11 protein-coding genes are annotated in these 13,368 nt (G+C 42.8%); 9 read left to right on the top strand and 2 right to left on the bottom strand.

Annotated elements, in window-relative coordinates:
* Window positions 1-12 precede the first annotated feature (12 nt).
* Complete coding sequence (locus NXG62_RS02730) at window positions 13-507, bottom strand: flavin reductase family protein (RefSeq protein ID WP_427113463.1); 495 nt, start codon at window positions 505-507, stop codon at window positions 13-15.
* A gap of 120 nt (window positions 508-627) precedes the next feature.
* Here NXG62_RS02730 and NXG62_RS02735 point away from each other — a divergent pair, with 120 nt between their 5' ends.
* The 6 genes from NXG62_RS02735 to NXG62_RS02760 all read left to right on the top strand — a co-directional run bounded on the left by NXG62_RS02735 (window position 628) and on the right by NXG62_RS02760 (window position 7,509).
* Window positions 628-1,095, top strand: coding sequence for a YhcH/YjgK/YiaL family protein (locus tag NXG62_RS02735; RefSeq protein WP_322351539.1), 468 nt, complete (start codon window positions 628-630; stop codon window positions 1,093-1,095).
* Window positions 1,096-1,107: 12 nt separating this feature from the next.
* Complete coding sequence (thiM, locus tag NXG62_RS02740) at window positions 1,108-1,929, top strand: hydroxyethylthiazole kinase (protein ID WP_427113464.1); 822 nt, start codon at window positions 1,108-1,110, stop codon at window positions 1,927-1,929.
* Complete coding sequence (gene thiW / locus NXG62_RS02745) at window positions 1,916-2,416, top strand: energy coupling factor transporter S component ThiW (RefSeq protein WP_427113465.1); 501 nt, start codon at window positions 1,916-1,918, stop codon at window positions 2,414-2,416. The genes thiM and thiW overlap by 14 nt, the downstream gene beginning before the upstream one ends.
* Window positions 2,417-2,567: 151 nt before the next feature.
* Complete coding sequence (locus tag NXG62_RS02750; protein WP_427113466.1) at window positions 2,568-3,164, top strand: TetR/AcrR family transcriptional regulator; 597 nt, start codon at window positions 2,568-2,570, stop codon at window positions 3,162-3,164.
* Window positions 3,148-4,305 (top strand): efflux RND transporter periplasmic adaptor subunit, encoded by a 1,158-nt coding sequence (locus NXG62_RS02755; protein ID WP_427113467.1) that lies wholly within the window; start codon window positions 3,148-3,150, stop codon window positions 4,303-4,305. The genes NXG62_RS02750 and NXG62_RS02755 overlap by 17 nt, the downstream gene beginning before the upstream one ends.
* Window positions 4,306-4,329: 24 nt before the next feature.
* Window positions 4,330-7,509, top strand: coding sequence for an efflux RND transporter permease subunit (locus NXG62_RS02760; protein ID WP_427113468.1), 3,180 nt, complete (start codon window positions 4,330-4,332; stop codon window positions 7,507-7,509).
* A gap of 70 nt (window positions 7,510-7,579) precedes the next feature.
* Here NXG62_RS02760 and nadE read toward each other — a convergent pair whose 3' ends face one another.
* Entirely contained in the window at window positions 7,580-9,484 is a 1,905-nt protein-coding gene (gene nadE, locus NXG62_RS02765) for an NAD(+) synthase (protein WP_427113469.1), read from the bottom strand.
* Window positions 9,485-9,684: 200 nt separating this feature from the next.
* Here nadE and NXG62_RS02770 point away from each other — a divergent pair, with 200 nt between their 5' ends.
* The 3 genes from NXG62_RS02770 to NXG62_RS02780 are packed head-to-tail and all read left to right on the top strand — an operon-like array spanning window position 9,685 to window position 13,365.
* Window positions 9,685-11,436: a DUF4080 domain-containing protein gene (locus NXG62_RS02770; RefSeq protein WP_427113470.1), complete on the top strand. Its 1,752-nt coding sequence runs from the start codon at window positions 9,685-9,687 to the stop codon at window positions 11,434-11,436.
* Window positions 11,436-12,383: a TIGR01212 family radical SAM protein gene (locus tag NXG62_RS02775; protein ID WP_427113471.1), complete on the top strand. Its 948-nt coding sequence runs from the start codon at window positions 11,436-11,438 to the stop codon at window positions 12,381-12,383. Before NXG62_RS02770 ends, NXG62_RS02775 begins: the two co-directional genes overlap by 1 nt.
* A gap of 25 nt (window positions 12,384-12,408) precedes the next feature.
* Window positions 12,409-13,365, top strand: coding sequence for a PhoH family protein (locus tag NXG62_RS02780; RefSeq protein ID WP_427113472.1), 957 nt, complete (start codon window positions 12,409-12,411; stop codon window positions 13,363-13,365).
* Window positions 13,366-13,368: the final 3 nt, after the last annotated feature.

Here is a 13,368-nt window from a genome sequence, read left to right on the forward strand (position 1 = left end):
ATACCGTATTGGTTATACCGTATATACTGCGTTGATTTTGCCGATATAAAACGTGTGCTCTGTATCGCCGTACCATGTTTTTCTTTCCGCAGGGTTCAGGCATGCGAGATCCATCTTCCGTTCGTATACAACGGAACATTCAATCTGCAAAAACGGACCGCCGCCGATGACGGGAACAATACCGGTTTTCGGGGCTTGCGGGGTAATCCCGGCAGCTGCATATTTATCTATATCCCGGCCTGATTTACTGCCGCATAAAGCCAACGCGTCTTGGTAGGAGTCATCCATAGGGACGGATAGTGTGAATGCCTTGATAGTATTCAGGTTTTCTTTGGAATACCGGGTTTGCCGTACCATAATAGTAACGGTGGGAGCGCCCCACATAATACCTATGCTTCCCCATGACACCGTCATCGTATTAGCTTTTTGCCCGTTGCTTGTGTTTAAAAAAGCACCTTTATTCAAACGATCATTAAAGATTTTACCATATTCACTAGCTTGTATCATTGCTTATATACCCCCTTCTTTTGTTACTCGATTATAGCATATTTGTCAAACAAATCAAATAAAGGGAAGAATTACTGCAAGGAAAATAGTTTAAAGGACGCAGGAGAGGAGCTTTTTCATATGTATGTAGGAAATATAAACCAATGGAAATCAGAAAAAAGATATATGCCGGATTTTTTAGTGCCATGGATATCTAAATTGGCAGAAGCCGATATCCAATCTTTTTTGCCGGGGCGGCATGATCTGGGGAACGGAAACTTTATGAATGTTGACGAAGGTAAGACCGCTGCCGCCGCAGAACATCTGATGGAAGCGCATAAAAAATATGCGGACATACAAATGGTTATTTCCGGTGACGAATATATTGGATATCAACCGTTGTGCAATGCGGGAGAATGTGTCAAAAGTTATTCCGAATCGGATGGATACATGTATGCACCAAAATTATCGGAAGATATAAAGATTCTCATGATACCGGGCGCAACGTTTGCTGTTTTTATGCCCGGTGACGGACACCGTGCTTTATGCGCGCCCGATGGCATTTCAAAACCGATACGCAAGGTTATTTTGAAAATACGCATTAGTTAGGAGCGATGCAACATGAAATTATGGGAGGATGCAGGATCGGCGCTGCGGCAATTGCGGTCAAAACGACCACTTGTCCATCATATAACTAATTTTGTGACGATGAATGATTGTGCTAATGCTACATTGTCTGTGGGCGCTTCTCCGACCATGACAAACGCGGTGGAAGAAGTAGAAGAGATGGCAGCAGCGGCAGACGCATTGCTGTTGAATATGGGGACGTTACAGCATTGGACCGTAGACGCTATGCTGCTAGCCGGAAAAGCCGCAGAAAAAGCGGATATACCGATTATCTTGGATCCCGTAGGGGCCGGAGGCACTGCCTACCGTACAGAATCGGTACTGCGGGTGATACAGAATATACCCATCACGATTATACGCGGTAATTTAAGTGAAATACTTTGTCTAGCCTATAAAAAAAGCGGTGTCAACCCAGGTGTTGACAATCATGCAAACACAACTGTCGATCTATCTTTAATTACACGGATGGCACGGTTGCTGGGAACAACGGTAGTCATTACCGGAGAAATAGACGCCGTATCTGATGGAACACATAGCGTGCTGCTTGGAAACGGATGTCCTATGCTGACCTATGTCACAGGGACCGGCTGCATGACTACGTCTCTTATTGCTTCTTTTGCAGCGGTTACAGACCCGTTTACGGCAGCCGCAGCAGGTACCTCCGTTATGGCAATCGCCGGAGAACAGGCACTGGCGGAAGGCGGAGATGCCGGTCCTGGTTCTTTTCATCACCTGCTGTTTAATTCAATATATCAGTTTACGGCAGATAGTTTTAATTTATATGGAAAGGTTTTGATAGAAAATGGAACAAAATGATTTGCGGAAATTAACACTTACAGCGATTTTTATCGCTATTGGTGTGCTATTGGCACCTTTTTCCATTCCTTTGGGTGCGGCTAAAGCGTTTCCCGTGCAGCATATGATCAATGTGCTTTTAGCGATGATGCTGGGTTGGAGATATTCTTTGACCGGAGCTTTTTGTATTTCTTCTATTCGAATTGCCATGGGAATGGGAACTATTCTTGCATATCCAGGGAGTATGATCGGTGCCGTATTATCAGGTATTCTCTATAAAAAAACAGGCTCTGTATGGGGAGCTGTTGTGGGAGAAGTATTTGGCACGGGAATTCTCGGCGGGCTTATCGCGTATCCTATTGCTGCAATTATTCTTGATTCTCAGGCTGCAGCCTTTTTCTTTTTTGTCCTGGCTTTCTTGCCGAATACGATATTGGGAGCTGCTTTGGGAGCTTTAATTTATAAATTTCTGCCCGTTCGTCAAGTCCTGCATCGAATGATTAAATAGAATTCGTGGTGTTTTGTTCTGTAAATAAAAAACTTGTAATAAACCTGTAAAGTAATTGAAATATTATTGACATATATAGGTCAATATATTACACTATAAAAAGTGGTACTGGAATGATAAGAAAAGTTTTTCTCCTTGGCAGAGGTACGATATGACACAGGATATTAAAAAAAGAATACTTGCAGAAACGTTAAATAAAATGGATCGGCACGGACCGGATTTTCATATGGATGATTTGGCCCGGTGTTTGCGTATCAGTAAGCAGACATTGTATGAAAATTTTTCATCCAAGCAGGTCGTGGTGCGTGAAGCTATTTTTTCTATTATGGACGATTTATATGAGCAGCATACATTGCTGCTGGCTGATAAAAATATGAGCCCAGAAGAAAAACTGATCACGTATTTTTCTATTCGTTCTCGTGTAACCAAGGTCTTTTCCATGAAAGAAACCACGCGTTTTTTTAAGAAAATGCCCGGTTTATATGAACTTGTGCAGGAACGGTCTCGGCGGGATTGGAAACAGTTGGAACAATTCGTGGCGGAGGCACAGGAAAGTAATGAATTTGAGTATTTTGACAAGCAGCTTCTCATGCATATGCTGCACGGTACGGCAGTGGAAATTTTTGATCAATTTGATACGCTGGATCAAAGCTACACGTTTCCCGAATATATGGAAGCGTGTATCAAAATCGTATTGTATGGCATAAAAAAGAACGGAGGAAAATCAACGAATGATAAACACAAGTAGATTGTTAAAAACCGGGTTGGCAGTTATTACTATTGCGGCATTGCTTGCCGGCTGCGGTGCTAATAAGGGACAACAGAAAATGGCCGTCAGTGTGAATACCTATAAGGTTGCGGCGGAAGATACGCCGGTTACGGCAGAATACAGCGGGATGGTCATTGCTACAGATAAGGTACCGGTACAAGCGAAGATATCCGGACGCGTACTGGAAAAATATATTAAAGGCGGTGATATCGTTTCTGCAGGACAGCCTTTATTTCGCTTAGACAGCCGCCAGTATGATGCTGCCTTGGCACAGGCCAAGGCAACACAGGCGCAGGCAGCCGCTAACCTTGCTAACCAGCAGATGAATCTGCGCCGGTATCAGACGTTAGCGGATCAAGATGCCATTTCGCAGCAGACCGTAACGGACCAGGAAGCTGCGACGAATCAGGAAAATGCTGTTCTCGAAGCAAATGCTGCCCAAGTACAATCGGCCCAGGACAATGTGGATGATACGATTGTATATGCACCTTTTTCCGGAAAATTAAATGTAGATGATGTTCCTGTAGGAACCTTTGCCACAGCGGGTTCTACTGCACTGGTTACGATATCCACACAGGATCCCGTGTACGTAGAATTTTCCATCAGTGAAGCGGAATATCTGCAGATGGTAAAAAAGAGCGCAGATAATCCGGGAAGCTGGGGCAATCATTTAAAACTCCGGCTCAGTGACGGCACGATATATGCAGAAGAAGGACACGTAGTCCAGATCAATCATGGCATACAGAATAACAGCGGCGCTATTACGGTAAAGGCGGTATTTGCCAATCCGTACAATATGCTGATTCCCGGTTTATATGCTACTGTTATTTCCGACACACAAGTACAGCAGAAGGCGATTCTTGTTCCGCAGCGCGCGGTACAGCAAACATTAGGAAAATATTTTGTAGCGGTTTTGGACGAAAATGGTGAAATGCAGAATAAAGAAGTACAGCCGGGACAGCAGGTTGGTAAGTTCTGGATTATTAATTCCGGGCTGAAGGATGACGATACTATTATCGTCGATGGATATCAAAAGGCAAATACTGCGGGGCAGCTGGAACAACATTTGCTGACCAAAGCCGATATTGAAAAAGGTGATGCCAAGGCATCACAGAGCTAGTATTAAAGATAGGGGGAAATACGAGTGATTTCGAAATTTTTTATTCACAGACCTATCTTTGCAATCGTCATTGCGTTGATGATTAGCATCATCGGTTTGTTGGCAATGGTGACATTGCCGGTAGCAAAATATCCGAAAGTAACACCGCCGCAAGTATACATATCTGCAACGTATTCAGGGGCTAATGCAGACGTTATCGGTACTACGGTGGCATCTGTCATCGAACAGCAGCTCATAGGCGTCGAACATCTTGTCAATGTGGAAAGCAGCAGCACGGACAGCGGCTCGTATAGAGCAACCGTACAATTTACTACTGATTCCAACGGCGATATGGATACGGTCAATACGCAGAATAAAGTAAGTCAGGTTACGGCAACACTGCCGACAGATGTACAAAATTTAGGGGTTACCGTTGGTAAATCATCCAGTACGATGGCCATGGTGTTTTCATTGGTATCTCCCAACAGTACATATGATCAGGTTTTTATGAAAAACTACGCAACACAGTTTTTTATGGATGCGATCAAAGCCGTTCCCGGTGTTGGCGACGTCACGGAATTCGGGTCTGATTATGCCATGCGCATCTGGCTGGATCCGGCAAAAATGGCAGTTTTAAAAATTGTACCAACAGATATCTCATCTGCCCTTACAACGCAGAATGTACAGGCTGCCGTAGGTACGATCGGTACGAATCCTATCGGAAATAGTCAGCAGTACCAGTATACATTGCGCACAGACGGTCGTTTAAAAACAGCGGATGAATTTAAAAAAATTATTATTCGAACCAATTCTGACGGCAGTATGATTCATTTAGGTGATGTTGCGACAGTTCAACTAGGAGCTAAAAGCTATAGTGTATCAGGCCTGTATAATGAAAACGGCAAACAAATTTCTACTGCCGGGTTTCAGGTCAGTTTGACATCCGATGCCAATGCCGTACAAACGGTAAGCGGCATCTTAAAGGTATTGAAAAAAGCACAGGAATCCTTTCCGCCTGATTTAGAGTATCGCGTGATTTATGACAGCACGGAATTTGTTAAGGCTTCCATTACCGAAGTTATCCACACGTTTATTGAAGCACTGTTACTGGTTGCTTTCATAGTGTTTGTGTTTTTGCAAAGTTGGCGGTCTACCTTTATTCCGTTGATTGCGGTTCCCGTATCTTTGCTGGGAACATTTGCCGCTTTTCAGTTATTGGGCTTTTCTATCAATACTTTAACCTTATTCGCGATGGTTTTAGCTATCGGCTTGCTTGTCGATGATGCCATCGTTGTTATTGAAGCGGTGGAATATGAAATAAAGTACCACGCCCGAAGTCCGATCGAAGCGACAGAAGTGGCAATGCGCAACGTGCAGAATCCGGTTATCGGCGTAGCCTGTGTATTATCGGCAGTTTTTGTACCGGTCAGCTTTTTGAGTGGTATGTCAGGTATCCTGTATCGGCAGTTTGCTTTGACCATAGCCGTATCTGTCATGATTTCAGCGTTTGTGGCGTTGACGTTGACGCCTGCGTTGTGCGGCATGATGCTGAAGGTATATAAGCCGGAAGAACGAGAAAAGGGAATTTATAAATGGTTTAACGCATTTAATGATGGATTTGACCGGTTGATTAACTGGTATGGGAAAAAACTGGCCTATCTGCATATACACATCAAGTGGTGTGTTGTGTTTCTGGTTCTTATCAGCACGATTACAGCCGGATTATTTAATATTATACCGACAGGTTTTGTACCCAGTGAAGATAACGGGTTTGCTATTGCGGATGTGACACTGCCGGAAGGGACGTCCCAGCAGAAAACGGAAAAAACCGTCAGTGAAGTAGCCAACTGGATTGCAAAACTTCCCAATATACAGGGAGTTATGGGAATCAGCGGGTACGGTATGCTGGCAGGTGCCCAAAAACCAAACAGTGGCGCCGTTATGATAAAAATGAAAGATTGGGATGAACGAAAAACAGCAGATTTATCCGTAGATACCTTGGTTAAGAATATTATGGGATATGGTATGAAAGCTGTGCCCCAGGCTACGATCATGGCTTTTAATCCGCCGCCGATCGATGGGATGGGGGTATCCAGCGGATTTACGTATCAATTGGAAAATCGCGGCGGTCATACGACTGCGGAGTTGTACGATATGGCGCAGCAATTTATAGGGGCTGCCCGTAAACGGCCGGAAATCGGCTCTATCTATACGACTTTTACCAATGATACTCCCGGTTACAACTTGGATATTGATCGTGAAAAAGTTCAAAAATCGGGAGTGTCTATGAGTGACTTGTACAATGTGCTGCAAATATATTACGGCAGTTATCAGGTCAATGATTTCACTATTTTCGGCAAAAATTTTAAGACTATCATTCAGGCAAACCCTGCCTATCGTAAAAATATAAACGATAATAAGTTCCTGTATGTGAAAAACTCCAGCGGAGAATTGATTCCGGTTAATGATTTTATCCGGCCAAGGCCGATTGGTGCGGCATCCATTATTACGCGCTTTAATGACTATCCTTCTATTAAAATCACGGGTTCCCCGGCGAATGGCTATAGTTCAGGGGATGCACTGAAAGCGTTAGAGGAAGTCTCTAAAGAAACCCTTACAGACGGATACTATTACGAATGGGCGGGTATGAGCCGTGAAGAAATCGAAGCAGGAAATAAAACCTATTATGTATTCGGGTTAGCCTTGCTGTTCGTCTTCCTTGTATTGGCAGCACTATATGAAAGCTGGAAAGTTCCTTTTGCTGTACTGCTCAGTGTTCCGACGGGTTTATTCGGAGCGACCTCCTTCATATATTTATTGAATCAACAAAATAATATCTATTTCCAAATTGGTATTTTAGCGGTAATTGGGTTAGCTGCTAAAAATGCGATTTTGATTATTGAATATGCAAAAATTCGTGTAGATGAGCGTGGCATGGACCCCGTATCGGCGGCTATTGAAGCGGCTAAGATTCGTCTTCGTCCTATCATTATGACGTCTTTAGCCTTTGTTGTCGGTTCTATTCCGCTGGCGACAGCGACCGGAGCAGGTGCTGCTTCGCGTGTAACGATGGGGATAACCGTTGTTTTTGGTACATCCGTAGCAACCTTGCTGGGGGTATTTATTATTCCTATGTTGTTCATTATTATGGAAAACTTTGGGCGGGGTGTAAAACGCCCGTCAGGTAAACAAAAAAGTAAAATAGGAAATTTGGAAAATTCGTAAGTATATCATAATAAAAAAGTGTTCTCCACTTAAGACGGAGAACACTTTTTATTTATAAGCAATCATCGGACTACATTTCTGTTTGCAGCAACTGTTTTTTTAAGGATAAATATTTAGTTGTATAATATGGTTTCAGTTGTGCTTCCCGCAGGTCATACCCAAAAGAACGACGGCTGATCGATAAAATCGGCGGACTTTGTATGCGTTTAGCAACGGCAAAACCAGAAACCAGTTTCCACCAACGTTCCAAATCATCAATAAATTCTTTAGCTGTGGGAAAGAGAGTATGAACGACAATGCGGCAGCCGATATGTTCTTCCAGCGTTCCGTCTATATACCATTGCAGGATAGACTGTGGTGTAACACGATGCCAGTTTTCTACGAAGGAAGCAAATAAATAGTCATGATACGAATATATAATAGGATCCCCCTGACCTTTTGCAATATCTTGACTGGCCGATAATTCTGCACTGGGGACGATGTCGATACTGCCCTTGGGAATGACCTCCCGATGAAATACGTTCTGATTTAAATACATTGCAAGAGCATATATTTGATGTTTCCATAAATCGGCGGTAGCAGCTAGGTAACCTGCATGATCTCCATATAATGTGGCATATCCCACGGCTGTTTCTGCTTTGTTGGCATTACATGTAAATACACCGCCAAAGGAAGCCGCTACAGCAGCTAAAATTCGGCTGGAACGATCGCGAGCCTGGATATTTTCTTCGATAAAACTGGTAAGTTCAAGCTGAGAGACTCTTTTTTCACCGCGGTACACTTCCGCTGTTTGAATTTGTTTGCGCGTAAGTTCCAGGCTATCTTGCACAGGAATGACAGTATATAAGCAGCCGATATTATCAGCCAGTGTTTTTGCTAATCCTTTGGTAATAGAAGAATTGTAACAGCTGGGCATATTTACAAGCATGATTTGTGCCGGCGGTAAAATGGCAGCATATAATGCGGCATTTACAGCAGAATCAATACCGCCCGATACACCGATAACTACTTTATTTACACCGATCGAAGAAAGAAAGGAGGTAATGCCGTAATGCAGGCTGGTATATATTTCCTCTGTTTCTTTTTGAGGAAAATTTATTTTTTTGGGTGAGGTAAATGTACGAGATACTTCATCATATTGTACAAAAGCCAACTCTTCCTCAAAAGGCCGGCATTCAAAATGGGGCATTCCTTCTTTTGTATAGGCACAGCTGGAACCATCGAACGTATATATGTTCTTGCCGTTATTTTGTATTCCTGAACAATTGACATACAGTGTAGGAGCCTGCACTTTTTTTATGGATTGTCCAAAAAGGCGATGACGGCGTTGCGTTTTTCCTAAGGTAAATGGTGAGTTGGAAATGTTGATAAACATATCGGGCGAATAGTGTTTGCCTAAAAAAGACATGGGTTTAAACGGATAATTTTCATCCCAGCTGTCCTCGCAGATGAGAGGGCCGATGGTAAGAAGACGATTATTTCCGAAATCAATGCGGATAGGTGAGAACAGATCTTCTACAAAAACATGTCGTTCCTGAGCCACTTCAAGGAGTGATGTAAAGTATCTGGAATCACTGAATTCACGATAATTAGGCAGCAATGTTTTAATATAAAACGGGTATGGCGAGGCCAGAGGTGATAAAAATTCTTTGTTTCTGGCAACAAACATGGCATTGTATTTTCTCAGATGTCCATCGAGATTTACACGGCCTGATTCACAGGCGACGTTGCCGAATACAATGGTAATATCGGCAGAAAGCTGTCGAAGTTCTTCTCCAAAAGCAACACATTCATCAATGTAATCTTGCTGATCCCAAACATCGCCGATTAAATATCCCGGAATTGCCAATTCGGGAAAAATAATCATATCACAACCCGCTTTTTTAGCTTGTGCGATATTTTTTTTCATTGTCGTAACATTGTGACGCGGATCACCGGCATGAATGTTCATTTGTGCAAGTGCTATGTTCAACATGTATATAGTACCCCCCTGTGGCATGGTAGATTTATGCCTTAATACTACCACAAAACGACGGCTATTGCACTGATTAATTGTCCGTAGAATGAATTATGGCGATAGGGAAGCAATCTACTGCCGTTACTAGTGTCAGCGCATTGCAAATGTAGTATAATATAAACTAGAAGTTATGCTATGAGGAGGTATATTTTATAACTATGAACACATTGCTGGTTACGCTGAACGCAAAATTTATCCATTCCTCGCTGGCATTACGCTGTTTGAAAACCAGTTGTGATGCAGCCGGAATCAAAAACGTCGTAACGGCTGAATATACGATTAATCAAAATATATATGATATATTGCGGCATATATATGATTTCCGTGCATCTTGTATCGGTTTTTCCTGTTATATATGGAATATTGAAATGACGTATCATCTTATTCGACTTATCAAACAGATAGAACCTAATATTCGCATATTGGCAGGAGGTCCCGAAGTATCTTATACCGCTCGCGAAGTACTGGAAACCTGCACGGATATTGATTATGTACTGCAAGGGGAAGGCGAAGTTGTCCTTCCGCAACTTATCCGGGAATGGGAAGAAGGAAAAGATGGCCTTTCTCTGCCCGGTGTTTTAGGACGCCGTAGCGGACATATTGCAGGGGATGAATCTTTTTGCGAAGTAACACCGGATTTGGACGCCTTGCCATTTCCGTATGCCGGAGAAGATTTAGCAACGCTGGACCATAAAATTATGTATTATGAAAGCTCTCGCGGCTGTCCCTTCCATTGCCAGTACTGCTTATCCGGAATGAGTGACACCGTGCGTTTCCGTTCTGTATCCAAGGTTATTAAGGAATTACAGTATTTTGTGGCAGCGGGAATACGACAGATAAAATTTGTCGATCGTACGTTTAATTGCAACCCGCGTCATTATCGACCGCTTTTGCAATATATGATATCGGTACAAGAACCGATAAACTTTCATTTGGAAATAGAGCCCGGACTGCTTACTGATGAAGATTTGGCGCTTTTATCACAGGCTCCCAAAGGACGGATCCAGCTGGAAATGGGAATTCAATCAACCTACGAAACGACATTAAAGGCAATTCACCGACATAATGACTGGCCGCGCATAAAACATATCATGGAGATGCTCTTGAAAAAAGAAACGATTCATTTACATCTCGATTTGATCGTCGGACTTCCCTATGAAGATTATGATCATTTACGACATTCTTTTAATGATATTTATGCGCTGCATCCCCATAAACTGCAAATCGGCTTTCTGAAACTCCTGAAGGGGTCCGGTATCCGGCGCGATTATCCGCAGCAATATCGCTATGATCCCTGCGGTCCGTATGAAGTATTGGCCACGAAGTGGCTTCCCTATGAAAAGATACGATATCTTAAAGTATTTGAGGATGTATTTGAACGTATATATAATTCAGGAAAATTCTACTATACCCTTGCCTATTTAGGACGCTTCTGTCATGATGATTATATGCTGCTGTATGAACGCATAACGGCATACTGGATAGAAGAAAAAAATGATGCCGCTGCTGTTTCCGATTATAATTTGTGTCGTTTCTTTTGGCGGTTTTTATGTAAGCAGGCGGCCTATCAAGAGCATCTTGCGGTTCTGCGCGAACTTTTGAGTTTAGATATGCTGGTATTTTTCCGGTTTCGCATAAAACCTGATTTTTTGGATTGGCAGGAAGCGGAACGCAGTGTGACGGATTCCTTGTTTCGCTGTGAAGAAAATATGAGACAATATATACATGAATATACCTTTACTAACTGGCGCGATATAAAAATGAGGTATTTCCTTTGGCCGGTTTCTAATGAAACAAAAAATGAATTACAACGATATGCAAAAATGACGGAAGGGGCCGCATATATTCTTGCCGAGAAGCGCAGGAATGGAGTATGCTGGCAGTTGATTCCACGGAGGGGAATGCAGTAATGGAACGATATAATACATATTCACACTATTTAAAAGATACGTATGGAGAGAAGGTATACAAACTTCCTATCAGTATTCCCGATACGTGCCCTAACCGGGATGGCACTCTGGGAACCCGGGGATGCGTGTTTTGCGGTACTATCGGGGCCGGATATGAAAATCTGCCGGCGTCTGTAACGATCGGACAGCAAATTGACAAGAATATTGCTCATATTGCGCCTAAATATAAGGCGTACAAATATATTTCCTATTTTCAAAACTTTACGAATACCTATTTACGGCCCGAGGTATTTCGTCAATATCTTATAGAAGCCTGCCGGCCGGACATTGTAGGCATTGCGATTGCTACCCGGCCGGACTGCCTGCACCCGGCATATTTGGATATAATGGCAGATATCAAGGAAACATACGGCGTGGATATCCTTGTGGAGTTAGGATTGCAAACGGTCAATTATAAAACGTTGAAAAAAATAAATCGAGGACATACACTGGCAGAATATATTGACGCTATTCTTATGCTGCAGTCCTATCCTTTTAGAAATTGTACACATCTCATATTGAATTTACCTTGGGATACGATGGAAGATGTCATAGAGACAGCAAAAATTATTTCAGCACTGCCGACACATGAGATCAAACTTCATGCACTGTATATTATCAAAAATACAGTAATGGCGGATTGGTACGAACAAGGAAAGATTACCTTGGCACCCGTAGAAGAGTACGTCGAACGTGTGGTAACTTTCATTGAATATGTACGGCACGATATCGTCTTTCAACGGCTTATCGGACGTGCGCCGCAGGAAGCGACGGAATTTGCAAATTGGGGAATGGGCTGGTGGAAAATACGGGATATGATTGACGCGGAACTGGAACAAAGAGATAGTTGGCAGGGGAAAAAATGTGATTATTTGCAAGGTAAAGCAGTACGTAAATTTCTAATATAGTAGAAAAGAGGAATGCTCATTGTCTATGGAAAAGAGAATCCAGCTGGCCGATAGGAAAGAAGCAAAAGTCATTTTTGGAATGAAAGATGAATTCCTGAAAGTGTTGCAGCATGAATTTCCGAAATGCCGTATTGCGGCTCGCGGTGATGAAATAATTTTGGTCGGGGAGGAGTTGGACGTATCCTATGTAACTAAAATCATTGACATCTTACGATACCTAAATCGGGAAAATACATATATTACTACACAACATGTACGATACTCGTCTTTTATGATACAGCAGGGAAAAGAAGAACTGCTGCGTGCGATCTATTCGGATACCGTGAATATTTCCGCCAGAGGCCGGCTTATTAAGCCGAAGACACTGGGCCAAAAAAAGTATGTCGATTCTATTCGTAAAAACCTTATTACCTTTGGCATCGGTCCCGCGGGTACGGGAAAAACGTATTTGGCTGTTGCCCTTGCGGCTTTTTGCCTGCGCAATCGCGAAGTAGAACGAATCGTTCTGACTCGTCCGGCTGTAGAAGCGGGAGAAAAACTGGGATTTCTTCCGGGCGATCTGCAGGAAAAAATAGACCCGTATTTACGTCCCTTATATGATGCGTTGGCCGATATGTTTGGGTATGATCAATTTCAAAAACTCATTGCCCGAAATATTATTGAAGTGGCTCCGTTAGCGTATATGCGCGGACGAACCTTGGAAGAATCTTTTATTATTCTGGATGAAGCTCAAAATACGACGCGGGAACAGATGAAGATGTTTTTGACACGTATGGGAAATCATTCACGTGTTGTTGTTAATGGTGATATTACACAAATTGATTTAGCTGACCGAAAAACCTCGGGTCTCACGGAAGCGCAAAAAGTACTGGCGGATGTGCATGGTGTTGATATTGTTTCTTTTACGGATGAAGATGTTGTGCGCCATGATATGGTCGGGCGGATTATCCGGGCATATGACCGATTTTATAAAAATGAGTAAGGA

It is taken from the genome of Megasphaera sueciensis (genome assembly GCF_050219315.1).
Classification (GTDB): Bacteria; Bacillota; Negativicutes; order Veillonellales; family Megasphaeraceae; genus Megasphaera_A; species Megasphaera_A sueciensis.